The organism is Microbacterium sp. CnD16-F, from assembly GCF_024124465.1.
Taxonomy (GTDB): domain Bacteria; phylum Actinomycetota; class Actinomycetes; order Actinomycetales; family Microbacteriaceae; genus Microbacterium; species Microbacterium gawkjiense.
Genome location: NZ_JAMXSA010000005.1, coordinates 54,403 through 71,545 on the forward strand (window position 1 = coordinate 54,403; position 17,143 = coordinate 71,545).

The window sequence follows — 17,143 nt, forward strand, 5'->3', positions numbered from 1 at the left end:
CGCCGCGATGACTCCGCGGTCGGCAGAGCACGGGACTCACCACCTCGATGCCGTCTACGACGCGGTGCTGTTCGACATGGACGGCGTGGTCACGAACACCGCCGCGATCCATGCCGCCGCGTGGAAGCAGCTGTTCGACGAGGTGCTGCGAGACCCGCGTGTGCAGGTGGACGACCCCGAGACGACCTTCGACCCGGCCGCCGACTACCGCCGCTATGTGGACGGGCGAACCCGCGAGGACGGCGTATCGGCGTACCTGACGACCCGTGGGATCGCCCTGGACGCCGGAGATCCCGACGACCCACCAACGGCGTGGACGATCGCGGGGCTCGCGGCGCGCAAGAACGAGCTGTTCCTGGCGGAGCTGGGCACCCGTGGGCTGCGCGTCTATCCGGGCACCGCGGCGCTGCTGCATCGCCTGCGGGACGCGGCCGTGCCGGTCGGGCTGGTCACCGCGAGCCGGAACGCGCAGCAGATGCTCGCCGCCGCAGGACTGGCCGGCTGCTTCGACACCGTGGTGGACGGCCGGATCGCGCTCACGCATCACCTGAAAGGCAAGCCGGATCCCGCCATGTTCGTCGAGGCGGCCCGGCGACTGGGTGTCGCCGCGGCCCGCACCGCGGTCGTCGAGGACTCGGTCGCCGGCGTAGCGGCCGCGAGGCGCGGAGGCTTCGGCTTCGTCGTCGGCATCGACCGCGCCGGAGCGCGGGAGCAGCTCGAGGCCGCGGGCGCCGACCTCGTCCTGGCCGATGTCGCCGAGCTCGACCTGGGCGTCTCCACCACGGATCCGTGGCAGCTGGTCTACGACGGCTTCGACCCCGCGCACGAAGGGCACCGGGAGGCGCTCACCGCGCTGGGGAACGGCTACCTGGCCACCCGTGGCGCCCGGCCCGAGCACCACGACGACGGCATCCACTATCCCGGCACCTACCTCGCCGGCGTGTACAACCGACTGGCGAGCACCATCCACGGGCGCGAGCTCGAGGAGGAGCATCTCGTCAACACGCCCAACTGGCTTCCGGTGGACCTCCGCATCGGAGACGGGCCGTGGCTGTCCACCGGCCAGGTCGTGACGCACAGCGAACGACGCGAGCTCGACCTGCGCCGCGGCCTGGTCGTCCGCCGCGCGGTCCTCACCGCTCCGAACGGGGATCGACTCGACTTCGTGCAGACGACGTTCACCTCCCTGGACGAACCTCACCTTGCCGTGCTGGAAACCACGCTCACCGCCCCCGACTGGAGCGGCACGGTCACCCTTCGCGCCGGGATCGACGCCGGCGTGCGCAACAGCAACGTGGCCGCGTACCTCGGATCGGACGCCACCCACCTCACGCAGCCGACGTTCCGCCACGTCGGCGACACCACCCTCTGCGAGGTGCGGACCCGACAGAGCCGGGTCCACATCGCCACCGCCGTCCGCACGACCCTCACCGGAACCGACAGCGCGACCGATCACCGCATCGACACGCCATCGCAGCCCACCCGGGAGCTGCGCATCCCTCTGGAGCAGGGTCGACCGGTCACCCTCACCAAGACGGCCGCGATCTACACCTCCCACGATCGGGCCATCAGCGAGCCGGGTGGTGCCGCCCTGACCCTGCTCACCGAACGCGGTGGCGACGTCGAGGCGCTGCGGGAACGCCACGCGGGTGCGTGGCGGCGACTCTGGGAACGCTTCGCGGTCACCCTGGACGCCGACACGCACAGCCGACTCATCCTGAACCTGCACGTCTTCCACCTGCTCCAGACCCTCTCGCCGCACACCGTCGAGCTCGACGCCGGGGTGCCCGCCCGCGGCCTGCACGGCGAGGGGTATCGGGGGCACGTCTTCTGGGACGAGGTGTTCGTCCTGCCCGTGATCGCTCTGCGCACGCCCGAGATCAGCCGGGCGCTGATCGACTACCGCTGGCGGCGACTGGACGCCGCCCGCGCCGCGGCGACCGCCGCCGGACTCCGCGGAGCCCTCTTCCCCTGGCAGAGCGGCAGCGACGGTCGTGAGGAGACGCCCGAGGCGCTCTACAACCCGCGCTCCGGTCGGTGGATGCCGGACAACTCCCACCGTCAACGCCACGTCGGCCTCGCCATCGCCTACAACGCCTGGCAGCACTACCAGGCCACCGGCGACCTCGACTGGCTCGCCGAACGCGGCGGCGAGCTCATCATCGAGGTCACCCGCCTGTTCGCCTCGCTCGCCGAGCACGACACTGCCACCGACCGCTTCCACATCGCCGGGGTGATGGGACCCGACGAGTTCCACGACGGCGCCCCGGACGCTCCCGGCAGCGGCCTGCGCGACAACACGTACACCAACGTCCTCGCCTCGTGGGTCGCCACGCGAGCGGCCCGGACACTCGCCCTGCTCCACGGGCACCGCGGCGAGGGCCTCCGCGACCGGCTCCGCGTCACCGACGAGGAGATCGCGGGATGGGCCCGGCTCAGCACACGACTGGCGGTGGGGTTCCACCGCGACGGCATCCTCACCCAGTTCGACGGCTACGAGAGCCTGCAGGAGCTGGACTGGGACCACTACCGCGAGGAGTACGGGAACATCGGCCGGCTCGATCTCATCCTCGAGTCCGAGAACGACAGCACCAACCGGTACAAGCTCGCCAAGCAGCCCGACGCCGTCATGCTGGTCTACCTGCTCGGTCACGACGGGCTCCGGGCGCAACTCGCCACGCTCGGCTACCCGTTCTCCGAGCAGGACCTGACCCGCACGGTCGAGTACTACCTCGCCCGCACCGCCAACGGGTCGACGCTCAGCCGAGTCGTGAACGCCTCCGTCCTAGCCGGCATCGACCCGTCCCGCTCCTGGATCGCGTTCCGCGAGGCGCTGATCGCCGATCTCGACGACTCCCAGGGCGGCACCACCCGCGAAGGGATCCACCTCGGCGCGATGGCCGGCACCATCGACCTGCCCGTCCGCTCCTTCGCCGGCATGGCCCTCGGTGACGACGAGCTCGTCTTCGCCCCCCGACTGCCGCCGAACCTCACCCGGGTCGGGTTCCAGATCCGATACCGCGGCCACCTCGTCGACGTGATGCTCCGTGACCGCAGCCTGGAGCTTCGCGTGCACGCCGGCTCAGCACCCGCGATCCACGTGCGCGTCGGCGCGGTCGCCGTGCCGCTCTCGGCCGGACAGACCAAGACGTTCGCGATCGGCCCGGGCACCTCGGCCCGCGACGCGACCAACCGCGAAGGAGGCCTCGACTGATGAGCACGCATCGGAGCCGGTATCGGCGCATCGCCACCATCCTCGAGCACCACGGACTCGGGCTCGGCCTCGGGCTGCTCGGACTGGAGAAGTGGATTCCCTTCAACAAAGGCGTTTTCGGGCATGCGCGCCGGGACGAGCCCTACACCAGTCCGGAACACCTCCGACTCGCCCTCGAGGAGCTCGGACCGACCTTCATCAAACTCGGCCAGCTGCTGTCCACCCGCAACGACCTGCTGCCCGCCGCTTACCTCGCCGAGTTGGTCAAGCTTCAGGACGCCGCGCCGTCCGAGGCCTGGGAGCCGATGAAGGCGGTGATCCGCGAGGAGCTCGGCGCGGACCCCGAACAGCTCTTCGCACAGTTCGACCCGCAACCGCTGGCCGCCGCGTCGATCGGGCAGGCATACGCCGCGACCCTTCACGACGGCACCCAGGTCGTCGTGAAGGTCCGCCGACCCGGCGCGGTCGCCCAGATCCACGAAGACCTGGAGATCCTGCAGAACCTCGCCGAGCGCGCCGACAAGCGGTGGGATGCCGCCCGCCAGTACAACCTGCCGGGCATCGTCGAGGAGTTCTCCCGCACGCTGCGCGCCGAGCTCGACTATCTGCAGGAGGGCCGGAACGCGGAGCGGTTCGCCGCCGACTTCGCCGACTCACCCGACGTCGCCGTCCCCCAGGTGTTCTGGGAGACGACCACGTCACGCGTGCTGACCCTGGAACGGATGCACGGCATCCGAGTCGACGACCTGCCCGCCCTGGACGCGGCCGGCATCGACCGGAACCAGCTGGCCAGGCGAGGCGCAGACCTCATCCTCACCATGGTGTTCGAGAACCGCTTCTTCCACGCCGACCCGCACCCGGGCAACCTGTTCATCCAAACCGACGGATCCATCGCCCTCATCGACTTCGGCATGGTCGGCCAACTCGACGAAGAGGTCACCGAGCAGCTCTCCGACGTGCTGCTCGCCTTCACCCGCGGAGACTCCAACGCGCTCGCCACCGCCCTGCTCGCGCTCTCGATCACCAAGAACACCTCCGACCGCGGCGAGCTCGGCCGCTCCCTGGACGTCTTCGTGTCGCGGTATCTCGGACGCCCCCTGTCCGACATCAACCTCAGCCACCTGCTCGGAGAGCTGCTCGCCCTGCTGCGACACCACCACCTCCAGCTGCCGCAGCAGACCGCTCTGCTGTTCAAGGTCCTGATGATGGGCGAGGCACTGGCGGCACGGCTCGACCCCGAGTTCGAGATGCTGCAGGCGCTCACCCCCTTCTCGGAGCGGATCGTGCAGCGACAGTTCTCCCTCCCCGCCCTGGCGAAACGCTGGGCACAGGCATCCGCGGATGCCGGAGCACTGCTGCTCGAGCTGCCCGGAACACTCAAGCAGCTCCGGCGGGTGCTGGAGAACGGCGGCCTCGAGGTGCACCTGCGCGCGGCCGAATTGGAACCGCTCGTGGGACGGGCTGAACGGATCGGCAATCGCCTGATCGCCGGCATGATCACCGCCGCCCTGATCAACGGCATCGGCGAACTCGTCAGCGGGAACACGAGATGGCGCTCGCGGGAAGGCGTCATGATCGGCGCCGGCGCGAGCGTGGTCACCGCACTCGGCGGCTACCTGCTCTGGACCACGCGGCGACGGCGATGACCGCCGCGGCTCCCATCCCTCATCAGAAAGGCACGCACATGAACACCATTCGAGTCGGCGTCAACGGCTACGGCGTCATCGGCAAGCGCGTCGCCGACGCGGTCCTGCTGCAGTCGGACATGGACCTGGTCGGCGTCGCGGACATCGCCACCGACTGGCGGATCAAGTCCGCAGCGAACCGCCTGCCCGTGTTCGCCTCCACCATCGAGGCGCAGCAGGCCATGCGGGGCGCCGACGTGCCCGCACAGGGAGTGCTCGACGACCTTCTCGCGCAGTGCGACGTCGTCGTCGACACCACCCCCAAGCATGTGGCAGCGGGAAACCTGGAGCGCTACCGCGCCCTCGGCGTCAAGGCAGTGCTCCAAGGCGGCGAGTCCCACTCCACCACCGGCCACTCCTTCGTCGCCCAAGCCAACTACGCCAGCGCCATCGGCAGGGACAGCACCCGGGTGGTCTCCTGCAACACCACCAGCATCGTGCGGATCCTCGGCGCGCTGGATGCGGCCGGACTCCTGCTGCGCGCCCGCGGGGTGCTCATCCGCCGCGCCACCGACCCGTGGGAATCGCACCTCGGCGGGATCATGAACACGATGGTCCCAGAACCGACCATCCCCTCTCATCAGGGCCCCGACGCACAGACCGTGCTCCCCGGACTCGATGTCGTCACCATCGCCGCCAAAGGCGCCCACACGCAGACCCACAGCCACTACTGGACGCTGCAACTGACCCGGGAGGCGACCCGCGACGAGGTGCTGGACGCCCTGCGCGCCGCGCCCCGCATCGCGTTCATCCGGATGTCCGATGGCCTGGTCGCCCTCAACTCCACCGTCGAGCTGATGCGCGATCTCGGCCGCCCCCGGGGAGACATGTGGGAGGTCGCCGTGTGGGAGGACCTGGTCACCGTGAACGGCAGCGAGGCCTACCTCGCCTACCAGGTCTACAACGAGGCCATCGTCGTGCCCGAGACGATCGACGCGATCCGCGCGCTGACGGGCACCGTCCCCGACGCCGCGACCTCGATCCGCCTCACCGACGAGAGCCTCGGCATGCGCCAGGACTTCCTCACACCGGCGGAGGAGCCCGACCATGACCGGTGACCACCAACCGCCCGCCGACCATCCCGGCGAAGGCGACCCGCGGCGACGGATGCCTGTGACGGCGTGGCTGATCATCGGGATCTCCGTGCTCGGGATCGCGATCTACCTGTTCATCGACCACCTTCCCCACGTCGTCGCAGTGCTGCCCTACGTCGCGATCATCGGCATGGCCGCCATGCACCTGTTCGGCCACCGCCACCACACCGGCGCCCACGACTCGAATCATCGACGCCACGGGGGCGACAGCGGGACCGACACGCGCGAGTCGTCGTGAACACCGTCGTCCGCCCCCTCGCGGACGCCAGCCGGCACGGGCACCCCCGACCGCTGCGGATGCTGTGGGTCACGCTCGCCTGGGGGTCGTGCTTCGTCGCGATCACCGTCGGCCTGCAAGACGCCCCGCCGCTGTGGCTCGCGGCACTGAGAGCCCTCATCGCCGGGGTCGCGCTCGCAACCGTCGCCGGCATCCAGCGGGCACCTCTTCCCCGCGACCCGAAGACATGGGCACTGATCGGCTGCCTCGGACTGGTGAACATCGCCCTGGCATTCGCGACGATGTTCGTCGCCGCGACCGGACTGTCGACCGGGATCGCCTCGGTGCTCGCCAACGCGCAGCCAATCCTGATCCTGCTGCCCGCGTGGTGGCTCTACCGCGAGCGTCCCACCCCCGCCGCGATCGCCGCGATCGGCCTGGGCTTCACCGGCCTACTCATCATCGTCCTTCCCTCCGGGCTCGGCACCGGAGCGTGGCTCTCACTGACCTCCGCCGCCGCGATCACCGCCGGCACCCTTATCGGCCGGATCGTGCACGCAGACGTCCGAGTCGTGGCGGCAGCTCAGCTGCTCATCGGAGGTGCGATCCTCGCCGGCACCGCAGCCGTCACAGAAGGGCCGCCCACGATCGACTGGAACATCCGGTTCATCCTCAACCTGCTGTTCCTATCACTGGTCGGCACCGCCGCCACCACGGTCGCCTGGTTCACCGAGATCGGACGTGCCCGGCTCGACCTCCTCGCCGCGTGGACGCTGCTCGTGCCGGTCTTCGGGATCCTGCTGTCGCTGCTGATCCTGCGCGAGGACCCGGGCCTGTGGGGCTGGATCGGGACCGTGATCGTGCTGAACGCAATGGCGTTGCTCGCCATCGGATCCAGGCGCTCAGAGCCCTCGGCCGTCACGGCAACCGGCAATCGTGCCCCACCAGCCTCCGCCGATCATGCGACGTCCGACCCGGACGGCCTCCCTGACGAAAACCACGGCCCGCGCTCCCGGCCGGAAAGGAAACAACGATGAACCCGTCGCCCGCCCCACGCCCCCGCTTCCTCCTAACTCGGCGAGGGTTCCTCGGCGTCAGCATTGGCGCCGTCGCGACGGTCGCGCTGGCATCCTGCGCGCCGGCGGCGAACTGGGTGCAGCCCGACGGCGCCCAGGTCCAAGGCGCCGAGCGGCGCCGCGGCGGCACCGGGAAGGTCACCACCGCGACCCTCACCGCCGCCCCGACCGTGCTGGACCTAGCCGGGGCGACCGCGCCGACCTGGGCGTTCGGGTCTGTTCCGGCGCCCGTGATCCGTCTCGGCGCCGGAGACACTCTGAAGGCCACCGTCCGGAACCAGCTCGAGGCGGACACCTCCGTGCACTGGCACGGGCTCGCGCTGCGCAACGACATGGACGGCGTCCCGCCGGTCACCCAGCAGCCCATCAAGGCCGGGGCCAGTTTCGACTACGAGTTCATCGCGCCCGATCCCGGCACCTACTGGTTCCACCCCCACGTCGGGGTGCAGCTGGACCGTGGCCTGTACGGGGCGCTGATCGTCGAGGACCCCGCCGAGCCCGGCGGGTACGAGGACGAGTGGGTCATCATCCTCGACGACTGGCTCGACGGCGTCACCGCCACCCCCGACGACGTCCTTGACGAGCTGTCCGCCGGGATGGGCGACATGGGCGGGATGGGCGACATGTTCATGCGGATGGGCAACACCCTCATGGGCGCCACCTCCGACCTGCTCGGCGGCGACGCCGGCGACGTCTACTATCCCCTCTACCTCGTCAACGGGAAGCCCCCCGCCGACCCGACCCAGTTCACCGGGCGGGCCGGCGAGAAGGTGCGGCTGCGGATCATCAACGTCGGCAGCGACACCGCGCTCCGCCTCGCCATCGGCGGTCACACGCTCACCATCACCCATACCGACGGATTCCCCGTGGAACCGGTCGAAGTCGACAGCATCCTCATCGGCATGGGCGAACGCTACGACGCGATCATTACCCTGGATGACGGCGCGTTCCCCCTCATCGCTCAGGCCGAGGGCAAACGCGATCGCGGTTTCGCCGTCATCCGCACCGGCAGCGCCGCGGCAGCACCGACGGCCGATGTGAGCATCCCGGAGCTCACTAGCAGCCGGATCGGGACCGCGCAGCTGCTGACGTCAAATAGCAGCGTTGCGCTGTCCTCACGGCAGCCTGATCGGACCGTGGCGATCACTCTCACCGGAGGTATGGCCGAATACGACTGGGGCATCGACGGGCGACGGTTCGATATGAATCAGCCCCTCGACGGCGCGCACGAGATCCGCGAAGGCGAACGAGTCCGGTTCACGATCACTAATGACACCGAGATGTGGCACCCATTCCATCTACATGGTCACACCTACCAGCATGAAGGTGGCGGCCCGCGGAAAGACACGTCGATCATCCTGCCCAAGCAGACCCTCACCGTCGACTTCGACGCTGACAACCCAGGTCTCTGGGTCGCCCACTGCCACAACATCTACCACGCCGAAACCGGCATGACCACTGTCATCGGCTATCGGGCGTGACCACGGCGCAACCTTCCGGAGGCCACGGAACTGGTCGTGTCGATGAACGCGTGACGGCGCCATTGATCGGACGGGATGCGGTCCCACCCCTGCGGGATCGTGACGATACCGGCCGCGGCTACGTTATTGGCCGGCCGGCCGGTCCGCCGTCGTCGGCGGTGGAGACCGTGCGCGCCGAACGCATCCACCGCGCCGTGTTTGGGCACGCCGAGATCGTCCACGTCCTCGAGGGCGCCGCACACATTGAGACAGCCACAGGCATTCACGAGTTGACACCGGGCTACGCGATGGCTCTCGGGGCCGGCATGTGGTGCTCAGTGCGCTTAGACCCGACTGTGCGGCTATGGACGCTCTACTTCGACGAGTCCTTCCTCCGCTCCCACATGCGATGGGTGCTCGCCGACACCACGCGCGTCCGTCCGGGCGTGCATCCTGACGCCTGGGACGGCTCGGCACTCGTGCTGCAGCCTGGCGTGGACATCCTGCACCGCATCGAACCGCTGTGGCGCCAGATCAGCCTCGTGAACGAGACCGCGCCACCGGAGGTCGCGACCACCCGACTGATCTCTCTGTTCTCCCGCGCCGTCGAGATTGCCCTACCGACGCTGCTCGCCGACGACGGCGCCGTGCCCGAGAGGTTCGTCCTCCCGGTGCGCGGCCGGCTCGCGCAGCCGCCAATCGCTCGCCCCGTCCCGTGCGCCGCTCGGTCGTCCTGCTGCGCTCGCGCATGACCGAGCCGTGGACGGTCGGCAGGCTCGCCGCGGAGGTGGCCGTCTCCCGCGCCCATCTCACACGCGTTTTCACCCAGCAGGTCGGTGTCGCCCCCATGCGGTTCCTCATCGAGACCCGCCTGACGGAGTTCACGCGACTGATCGAGGAAACCGACCTGCCGATCGCCGATGCATCCCGGCAAGTCGGATGGAACGACGCGCGAGCCGCCTGATCACGCGGTCGGCCGCTCCCGAGGCGGCCTGTCGACGAAGATCCACCAGCTCGTCGACGGCAACGGGCTCCCGCTGGTCGCGCTGCTGACAGCAGGCCAGGCCGGGGACTCGCCGATGTTCCTGCCGCTGATGGGACACCTGCGTGTCGCCCGTCCCGTCCGGCCGGCCCCGCACTCGTCCGGACGCGGTCCGGGGTGACAAGGCGTACTCATCCCGCGCGATCCGCGGGCATCTACGCGCCCGCGGGATCAAGGCCGTGATCCCCGAGCCGTCCGACCAGCAAGGCCACCGCAAGCGCCGCGGCTCACGCGGCGGACGCCCCGTCGGCCTCGACGCCGCCGACTACAAGGGCCGCAACGTCATCGAGCGCCGCTACTGCCACATCAAGCAATGGCGAGGACTCGCCACCCGCTACGACAAACTCGCGATCACCTACCGGGCCGCTGTCATCCTCAACGCCGTCATCGCCTGGACCCGGCAATTGTCAGACATGCCCTAGGTGCGGATAACACCGCCTCATCGCTACTGTCAGCCCCATGGGGAGATCTACCTATCGAAGCGCCATGGCGATGATCGCCGTGCTCGCGGACTCACGAGCGGGTAGAGCCCTTTGGGCCGGACAGGTTCGCCTGCGACAGATACGCCGCCGCCCGCCGAAGGATCTCCACCCCCTGCTCCAGCAGCCTCACCCGCTTACGCAGCTCACGATTCTCCACGACCTCACTCGAGCTGACTCCAGCGCGGCGGCCCCCGTCGATCTCGGCGATCTTCACCCACCGCTGCACGCACGACTCAGAGATCCCGAAGTCCTTCGCGATCTGCGCGAACGACGACTCCCGCTCGAGCGCGATCGCAACGACGTCGCCCCGGAACTCCTTGGGAAACGGCTCGGGCATGAGGACATCCTTCCAGCCGGCCGTCGCCGGACAGGGAACCCGATAGGAACGAAACCGAGGGCGATTCAGAGTGTCGGAATTCCGGGCCCAGGCTGAGTCCATCGGGTTCGATCGATGTGACCGAGTTCAGACTCGTGAGAGCTGGACCATGCCCTCGTCAGTCATGGCGACCTGCCGGCTCAGCTTCCAGCTTGATCTGATTGCTCGGTGGACCCTCTACGCAGCCGGATATGGCGACTGGACACCCTCGTCGCCTTTGCCACGATATGCTCAACCTCATCCTCGCACCACGGCCACGTGACCGGTCAGGCCGAAGCCGATACCATCCGAGTGCCCATACGGACGGAAACGCCGCCTTCTTCGAAGAAGCTCAGCGCCACCGCTTCCCATTCCTCGTAGTGAGGTGCATCACGGTGCGCGGCAAGGGCAGTCCCGTCGGCGTAGACCTCGTAGATGCCGTAGAGGAAGACGGCGGGATCGAGGGCAACGATATCGTACTGCAGACAGCCAGGCTCGGTGGCGAGTGATCGCTCGGCGAGGGTCGCGGCGGCGGCGAGGAAGCGAGCTTCCTCGGCCGGGCGCACACGGAGTGTTACCCAGACCACGGTGGCGCCATCGATGTGAGGGATCAGCGTCGCAGCGCTAGAGGCGTCGATGGCACCGGGCACCGGCGTGGAACGGGAAATGGTCATTGGTTCGAGAAGGCGGCGTCGAAGGAGGCTGCGGGCGTGGGCCAGAGCAGCGATCGCACGAAGCCCACGGCCTCGGCGGCGCCGTGCAGGCGGTCCATGCCGGCGTCCTCCCATTCGATCGAGATCGGGCCGGTGTAGCCGATGGTCTCGAGGGCGCGGAACGAGTCCTCCCACGGCACGTCACCGTGTCCAGTCGAGACGAAGTCCCAGCCGCGGCGCGGATCGCCCCAGGGCAGATGTGATCCCATCACACCGGCGCGGCCGTTCGTGGGGCGCAGGCGGGTGTCCTTGCAGTCGACGTGGTAGATGCGGTCTTTGAAATCCCAGATGAAGCCGACCGGGTCGATGTTCTGCCACATCATGTGCGACGGGTCCCAGTTGAATCCGAACGCCTCGCGGTGGCCGATGGCCTCGAGGGTGCGCACCGAGGTCCAGTAGTCGTAGGCGACCTCGCCCGGGTGCACCTCGTGCGCGAATCGCACTCCCTCGGCGTCGAACACGTCGAGGATCGGGTTCCAGCGCGCCGCGAAATCCTCGTACCCAGCCTCGATCACCGAGGCCGGCACCGGCGGGAACATCGCCACGTACGGCCACACCGACGACCCGGTGAACCCGACGACAGTGTCGACACCCAGCTTGCGGGCGACGCGCGCCGACCGCTTCATGTCCTCGGCCGCGCGCTGACGCACGCCCTCGGCGTCTCCGTCGCCCCACACGTAGGGGCGCAGGATCGCCTGGTGGCGGAAGTCGATCGGCGCATCGCACACCGCCTGACCGGCGAGGTGGTTCGAGATCGCGTAGACCTTCAAGCCGTGACGATCCAGGATCTCCAACCGCGACGCCAGGTAGGCCGGATCGTTATCAGCCCGCTGAAGGTCGAGATGGTCACCGGAGGCCGCGATCTCCAGTCCGTCGTAGCCCCAGGAGGCGGCGAGACTGGCGACCTCCTCGAACGGCAGATCCGCCCACTGACCCGTGAACAGAGTGACCGGGTGCGACGACGATCCGGCACCGGCCGCGCCGCCCGCCCCGCTCACGCCGCGCTCGTCTCGACCGGCCGCACCGCGGCGACGTCGACCCACTGGCCGCTCGTCGAGGAGGCGACCACGGCATCCGTCAGCTGCGCCGCCCGCACGCCGTCAGTGAAGGTCGGCAGCCCGTCGACAGCCTCCCCGGAAATGGCCGCGTGCACGTCGCGCACGAACAGGGTGAAGCAGTCCTGGTAGCCCTGCGGATGACCCGACGGCACGCTCACGTACGAGCGGGCGGCGGCGTCGCCGAAGGTCTCGAGGCCCTTGGGCAGCAGGGAGACACCCTCGGTCGAGCCGACCCAGAGTTCGTTCGGGCTCTCCTGGTCGAAGGCGTACGAACGCTGCTCGCCGTCGAGCGAGAGCCAGAGCCGGTTCTTACGCCCGGGGCTGGCCTGCGAAATCACGACGGATCCGGTGGCACCCCGGTCGGTTTGGAACATCATGGTCACCCCGTCCTCGGTCGAGACCGGTACCTCACCGCCCTCTGACAGTCGAGTGTCGTGCAGCCGCGAGCGCTGGGCGAGCAGCCGCTCGATGCGGTGGCCGGTGGTGAACTCGAACAGGTCGCACCAGTGCACGCCGATGTCGGCGAAGGCGCGCGAGGCGCCGTCATCGACCCGCCAGTTGTAGCTCGACCGCTCGGCCATCCAGTCCTGCAGGTAGTGGCCGTGGGCGAGCCAAATCCGCTCGCCCGAGGTGGCGATGCGAGCGCGGGCCTCGCGCGCGGTCGGGTAGAAGCGGTAGACGAAAGGCACGGCGTGCACCACGCCGGCGGCGCGGGCGGCGGCTTCGAGGCGCGCGGCCTCGCCGGCACCGAGCGCGAGCGGCTTCTCGCACACCACGTGCTTGCCGGCCGCGATGGCGGCCTCGGCGAGCGAGACGTGCTGCGCGTTCGGGGTGCAGATGTGCACGATGTCGACGTCGGGGTGGGCGATCAGCTCCTCGGCGCTGAGCGCGAGCGGCACGCCCGCCTCCCCGGCCGCGGCCCGGGTGCGCTCCGCGTCGCGACCCGCGTAGGCGAGCACCTCGCCGCCGGTCGCGCGCACCGCGGCCGTGTGCACACGACCCATGAAGCCGGTGCCGATGATGCCGCTGCGCAGCGGCCGGCGGGCGCCGGTCATCACTTCTTCCTCGACAGGGCCACCGCCGCGATGATGATGCCGCCGCGCACCACCTGCTGCTGGGCCACGTCGAGCCCGGCGAGGATGAGGCCGTTGTTGATCAGGCCCATAAACAGTGACCCGAACAGGGTGCCGATGATGGCGCCGCGGCCACCGAACAGGCTGGTGCCGCCGAGGATGACCGCCGCGATGACGGTGAGCTCGTCGCCCTGGCCCCACTGGAAGCGGCCCGACTCAAGTCGCCCGGCGTAGAGCATGCCGGCCAACGCCGCTGCCATGCCCGAGATGAGCAGCACGGTGAACTTGATGCGGGCGGTGCGGATGCCGGTGTAGGCCGCTGCGGTCGGGTTGCCACCGGTGGCGAGCACCTTACGGCCGTACCCGGTGCGGTTCATCACGACCCAGCCCACGGCCACGGCAAGCACGGTCCAGACCAGCAAGCCCGGCACGGGACCGAAGTCACCGCCGCCGAAGATCATCACGTAGAGGCGGTCGGTGATCGGCTGCGGAGCCGAGGAGGTGATCCACTGCGCGAGGCCGGCGGCGAGGCCGAGCATGCCGAGCGTGACGAGGAACGACGGGATCTTGAGCAGCGCCACCAGGCCGCCGTTGATCGCGCCAATCACGGCGCCGGCCGCAAGACCGGCGATGATGCCGGGGATGAGGCCGAACTGCGTCGTGGTCATCGCCGTGACCACCGAGGCGAGGCCCGCGATCGAGCCCACCGAGAGGTCAATCTCGGCGGTCGCGATCACGAAGGTCATCGCGATGGCCATGATCGAGATCGTGGCGGTCTGCCGCACGATGTTGAGCATGTTGTTCGGCGAGAGGAAGCCGTCGCTGCCGAGGAAGATGGCGAACAGGATAAACACCACCACGAAGGCGATGTAGATGATGTTGCTGCGCCAGTCAAGGCGGGCCGCGACGCGCGCGGCGAGGGAGGGCCGGGTGGCCGTCGTGGGGCTGCTCATGCTGCCTCTCCTTGGATGATGAGTTGGAGCTGTTCTTCGCTCTCGACGTCGGTGCGGGCGAGTTCGCGGGCCGAGCGGCCCTCGTGGATGACGACGATGCGGTCGGCGACGGCGAGCAGCTCGGGAAGTTCGGACGAGATGAAAACGACGGCGTTGCCCTGCGAAGCGAACTCGCGCACGATGTCGAGGATCTCGGTCTTGGTGCCGATGTCAACACCGGCGGTGGGCTCGTCCATGACGAGGATGCGCGGTTCGGTGTTGATCCACTTCGCCACGACGACCTTCTGCTGGTTGCCGCCCGAGAGCAGGCTGACCGGGGCGTACGGATCGGCCACCTTCACGGCGAACCGCGTCACGAGCTGGTCGGTGAGCGCCCGCAGCTTCGCCACGGAGAGGAACGCGCCCGACTTCACTCGGCCGAGCACCGGCAGGGTGAGGTTGTCGGAGACGGAGTGCTGGAGCACGAGGCCCTGCTCGCGCCGGTCCTCGGGGATGAGGGCAACGCCCGCCTCCTGCGCCGCGATCGGGCTGCCAAACCGAACGGCCTGGCCGTCGACGCGGAGGGTGCCGCGGGTCGGCTTGTCCATGCCGGCCACCACGCGGGCGAACTCGGTGCGACCCGAGCCCATGAGGCCCGCGAGGCCGACGATCTCGCCGGCGCGCACGGTGAGGCTCACGTCGTCGAGCACCGAGTCGCTTGCGATGCCAGCGGCCTCGAGCAGCACGGGAGCATCCGGCGCGAGGGCGCGGTCGCGGTAGACCAGGTCGCTGGCGAGGCGACGGCCGATGATGGCCTCGATGATCTCGGCGGCGCTCAGCTCGGCCACAGCCGAGGAGAGCACGACGCGGCCGTCGCGCAGCACGGTGATGCGGTCGGCGACGCGGCGGATCTCGTCCATGCGGTGCGAGATGTAGACGATCGCGATGCCGCGCGCCTTGAGGGTGTCGATCAGCGTGAACAGGTTCTCGACCTCGTGCTTAGCCAGGCTCGCGGTGGGCTCGTCCATCACCAGCACGCTGGCATTCTTGGCGAGTGCCTTGGCGATCTCGACCAGCTGCCAGTAGGCGGTGCCGAGGTCTTCGACGCGGGCCTTCGGGTCGATCGTTACGCCGAGGCCGTCGAACAGCTCGCGGGCGGCGCGCTCGGCGGCGCGGTCGTCGACGAGACCGGCGGTGCCGCGCAGCTCGCGGCCGAGGAAGATGTTCTGCGCCACCGTCATCGACGGGATGAGGCTGAACTCCTGGAACACCATGCCGATCCCGGCACGCTCGGCGTCGGTGGTGTTGCGGATCTCGACCCGCTCGCCCTTCACCTCGATGGTGCCCGAGGTGATGGGGTGCACGCCCTGCAACACCTTCATCAGGGTCGACTTGCCGGCGCCGTTCTCACCGGCGAGGGCGTGCACCTCACCGGCCACGATGTCCATGTCGACCGACTTCAGCACCTCGACCGGGCCGAATCTTTTCACGATCTGCTGCATGCGCACCGCGGGGGCGGCTGCGGCGGATCCGCCGGAGATGTCAGACATCGGCCGAGCCCGCGGCCGCGGCATCCGGAACCGACACCCACTGGCCGGTGCGACCCGACTCAAGGATGGCCTCATCGACGAGGGCGGCCTGGTAGCCGTCGGTGAAGTTGGGCGAGACGGAGCCACCCTCGACCACTGCCTTGATGAAGTCGTGAGCCTCGATGATCTTGGTCTCGCCGTACCCGATGCCGAGCGCGGGGATGGGCCAGAGGGACTCGCCGTAGGGCGTGTTCGGGCCCGTGTAGACGGTGCGGAAGCCGCGGCGGTCGCCGGCATCCTTCTTGAACGCCACCTGCAGCTCGTCGCGGTTCTCGTAGTTGAAGAAGATCGAGCCCTCGGTGCCGTGGATCTCGAAGGTGATGTAGTTGTTGCGGCCCCACGCGTTGCGGGTGGCCTCGATCGAGCCGACGGCGCCGTTGGCGAACCTCACCAGCGACATGGCCTCGTCATCGACGTCGACCTCGCCGCGCGGGCCGTCGTCGGAGGTGCCCGAGGCGCCGAGGTTGTCGAAGCCGCCGGACTGCAGCGGGCGGGTGGGGATGAAGTTCGACACCACCGAGGTCACGGCCGAAATCTCGCCCACGAGGTAGCGGGCCAGGTCAACCACGTGCGAGCCGATGTCGCCCACGGCGCCCGATCCGGCGATCTTCTTCTGGAAGCGCCAGCTGAGTGGGGAGTTGGGGTCGGCACTCCAGTCCTGCAAGTAGGTGCCGCGGAAGTTGAGGATCTCGCCGATGGCGCCCTCGTCGATGTACTTCTTCGCCAGCGCCACGGCCGGGGTGCGGCGGTAGTTGAAGGCGACCGCGGTGACCACGCCAGCCTTTTCGGCGGCGGCGAGCATGCGGCCCGCCTCTTCGGCAGTGGGGGCGAGCGGCTTCTCGCAGATGATGTGCTTACCGGCCTCAGCCGCCGCGATGGCGATCTCGGCATGCGAGTTGTTTGGGGTGGCGATGTCGATGACGTCGATCGACGGATCGGCGATCACAGCGCGCCAGTCGCTCGAGTAGCCCTCCCAGGCGTAGCGCTCACTGGCGGCGCGGGCGAGTTCGTCGGTGACGTCGACGACGACCTTCTTGACCGGGCGGGCCGGTGCGGGCGAGAAGAACATGGGCATGGTGGCGTAGGCGAGCGAGTGGGCCTTGCCCATGAAGCCGCCACCGATCATGGCGATGTTGATGTCCTGCATGGCTGC

General features: G+C 69.1%; 15 protein-coding genes and 1 pseudogene. 9 read left to right on the forward strand and 7 right to left on the reverse strand.

Annotation, left to right across the window (positions count from 1 at the left end; genetic code table 11):
* Positions 1 to 7 precede the first annotated feature (7 nt).
* The 9 genes and pseudogenes from NH287_RS02585 to NH287_RS02625 all read left to right on the forward strand — a co-directional run.
* Positions 8 to 3,214 (forward strand): HAD-IA family hydrolase, encoded by a 3,207-nt coding sequence (locus NH287_RS02585; protein WP_253034365.1) that lies wholly within the window; start codon positions 8 to 10, stop codon positions 3,212 to 3,214.
* Positions 3,214 to 4,860, forward strand: coding sequence for an AarF/ABC1/UbiB kinase family protein (locus tag NH287_RS02590; protein ID WP_253034366.1), 1,647 nt, complete (start codon positions 3,214 to 3,216; stop codon positions 4,858 to 4,860). The genes NH287_RS02585 and NH287_RS02590 overlap by 1 nt, the downstream gene beginning before the upstream one ends.
* Positions 4,861 to 4,898: 38 nt before the next feature.
* Positions 4,899 to 5,957, forward strand: coding sequence for a type II glyceraldehyde-3-phosphate dehydrogenase (locus NH287_RS02595; protein WP_033107657.1), 1,059 nt, complete (start codon positions 4,899 to 4,901; stop codon positions 5,955 to 5,957).
* Positions 5,947 to 6,231 (forward strand): DUF2933 domain-containing protein, encoded by a 285-nt coding sequence (locus NH287_RS02600; RefSeq protein WP_033107642.1) that lies wholly within the window; start codon positions 5,947 to 5,949, stop codon positions 6,229 to 6,231. Before NH287_RS02595 ends, NH287_RS02600 begins: the two co-directional genes overlap by 11 nt.
* Positions 6,228 to 7,247, forward strand: a complete 1,020-nt coding sequence (locus NH287_RS02605) for a DMT family transporter (protein ID WP_253034367.1) — start codon at positions 6,228 to 6,230, stop codon at positions 7,245 to 7,247. The genes NH287_RS02600 and NH287_RS02605 overlap by 4 nt, the downstream gene beginning before the upstream one ends.
* Positions 7,244 to 8,767, forward strand: coding sequence for a multicopper oxidase family protein (locus tag NH287_RS02610; RefSeq protein WP_253034368.1), 1,524 nt, complete (start codon positions 7,244 to 7,246; stop codon positions 8,765 to 8,767). Before NH287_RS02605 ends, NH287_RS02610 begins: the two co-directional genes overlap by 4 nt.
* Positions 8,764 to 9,498: an AraC family ligand binding domain-containing protein gene (locus NH287_RS02615; RefSeq protein ID WP_253034369.1), complete on the forward strand. Its 735-nt coding sequence runs from the start codon at positions 8,764 to 8,766 to the stop codon at positions 9,496 to 9,498. The genes NH287_RS02610 and NH287_RS02615 overlap by 4 nt, the downstream gene beginning before the upstream one ends.
* Positions 9,495 to 9,710 carry a helix-turn-helix domain-containing protein gene (locus NH287_RS02620; protein WP_232711325.1) on the forward strand — a complete coding sequence of 72 codons (216 nt, stop codon included), beginning with the start codon at positions 9,495 to 9,497 and terminating at the stop codon, positions 9,708 to 9,710. The genes NH287_RS02615 and NH287_RS02620 overlap by 4 nt, the downstream gene beginning before the upstream one ends.
* Positions 9,700 to 10,210: pseudogene (locus tag NH287_RS02625) on the forward strand (IS5 family transposase); the annotation flags it as partial. The gene NH287_RS02620 and the pseudogene NH287_RS02625, both read left to right, overlap by 11 nt.
* Positions 10,211 to 10,301: 91 nt before the next feature.
* Here NH287_RS02625 and NH287_RS02630 read toward each other — a convergent pair.
* The 7 genes from NH287_RS02630 to NH287_RS02660 all read right to left on the reverse strand — a co-directional run bounded on the left by NH287_RS02630 (position 10,302) and on the right by NH287_RS02660 (position 17,137).
* Positions 10,302 to 10,607, reverse strand: a complete 306-nt coding sequence (locus tag NH287_RS02630) for a transposase (RefSeq protein WP_253034370.1) — start codon at positions 10,605 to 10,607, stop codon at positions 10,302 to 10,304.
* Between the two features lie 305 nt (positions 10,608 to 10,912).
* Positions 10,913 to 11,299, reverse strand: a complete 387-nt coding sequence (locus NH287_RS02635) for a putative quinol monooxygenase (RefSeq protein ID WP_253034371.1) — start codon at positions 11,297 to 11,299, stop codon at positions 10,913 to 10,915.
* Positions 11,296 to 12,336 (reverse strand): sugar phosphate isomerase/epimerase, encoded by a 1,041-nt coding sequence (locus tag NH287_RS02640; RefSeq protein ID WP_253034372.1) that lies wholly within the window; start codon positions 12,334 to 12,336, stop codon positions 11,296 to 11,298. The genes NH287_RS02635 and NH287_RS02640 overlap by 4 nt, the downstream gene beginning before the upstream one ends.
* The gene (locus NH287_RS02645; protein WP_253034373.1) at positions 12,333 to 13,451 is read right to left on the reverse strand and encodes a Gfo/Idh/MocA family protein; all 1,119 of its coding nucleotides are present in this window, start codon (positions 13,449 to 13,451) and stop codon (positions 12,333 to 12,335) included. The genes NH287_RS02640 and NH287_RS02645 overlap by 4 nt, the downstream gene beginning before the upstream one ends.
* Positions 13,451 to 14,422, reverse strand: a complete 972-nt coding sequence (locus NH287_RS02650) for an ABC transporter permease (RefSeq protein ID WP_253034374.1) — start codon at positions 14,420 to 14,422, stop codon at positions 13,451 to 13,453. Before NH287_RS02650 ends, NH287_RS02645 begins: the two co-directional genes overlap by 1 nt.
* Entirely contained in the window at positions 14,419 to 15,951 is a 1,533-nt protein-coding gene (locus NH287_RS02655) for a sugar ABC transporter ATP-binding protein (protein ID WP_253034375.1), read from the reverse strand. Before NH287_RS02655 ends, NH287_RS02650 begins: the two co-directional genes overlap by 4 nt.
* Positions 15,944 to 17,137, reverse strand: a complete 1,194-nt coding sequence (locus NH287_RS02660; RefSeq protein ID WP_253034376.1) for a Gfo/Idh/MocA family protein — start codon at positions 17,135 to 17,137, stop codon at positions 15,944 to 15,946. Before NH287_RS02660 ends, NH287_RS02655 begins: the two co-directional genes overlap by 8 nt.
* Positions 17,138 to 17,143 lie beyond the last annotated feature (6 nt).

What these genes read in the sequence shown, in the direction of transcription:
- NH287_RS02585 (WP_253034365.1), top strand. Translation starts at nt 8, where the DNA reads ATGACTCCGCGGTCGGCAGAGCACGGGACTCACCACCTCGATGCCGTC.
- NH287_RS02590 (WP_253034366.1), top strand. Translation starts at nt 3,214, where the DNA reads ATGAGCACGCATCGGAGCCGGTATCGGCGCATCGCCACCATCCTCGAG.
- NH287_RS02595 (WP_033107657.1), top strand. Translation starts at nt 4,899, where the DNA reads ATGAACACCATTCGAGTCGGCGTCAACGGCTACGGCGTCATCGGCAAG.
- NH287_RS02600 (WP_033107642.1), top strand. Translation starts at nt 5,947, where the DNA reads ATGACCGGTGACCACCAACCGCCCGCCGACCATCCCGGCGAAGGCGAC.
- NH287_RS02610 (WP_253034368.1), top strand. Translation starts at nt 7,244, where the DNA reads ATGAACCCGTCGCCCGCCCCACGCCCCCGCTTCCTCCTAACTCGGCGA.
- NH287_RS02620 (WP_232711325.1), top strand. Translation starts at nt 9,495, where the DNA reads ATGACCGAGCCGTGGACGGTCGGCAGGCTCGCCGCGGAGGTGGCCGTC.
- NH287_RS02630 (WP_253034370.1), bottom strand. Translation starts at nt 10,607, where the DNA reads ATGCCCGAGCCGTTTCCCAAGGAGTTCCGGGGCGACGTCGTTGCGATC.
- NH287_RS02635 (WP_253034371.1), bottom strand. Translation starts at nt 11,299, where the DNA reads ATGACCATTTCCCGTTCCACGCCGGTGCCCGGTGCCATCGACGCCTCT.
- NH287_RS02645 (WP_253034373.1), bottom strand. Translation starts at nt 13,451, where the DNA reads ATGACCGGCGCCCGCCGGCCGCTGCGCAGCGGCATCATCGGCACCGGC.
- NH287_RS02650 (WP_253034374.1), bottom strand. Translation starts at nt 14,422, where the DNA reads ATGAGCAGCCCCACGACGGCCACCCGGCCCTCCCTCGCCGCGCGCGTC.
- NH287_RS02655 (WP_253034375.1), bottom strand. Translation starts at nt 15,951, where the DNA reads ATGTCTGACATCTCCGGCGGATCCGCCGCAGCCGCCCCCGCGGTGCGC.
- NH287_RS02660 (WP_253034376.1), bottom strand. Translation starts at nt 17,137, where the DNA reads ATGCAGGACATCAACATCGCCATGATCGGTGGCGGCTTCATGGGCAAG.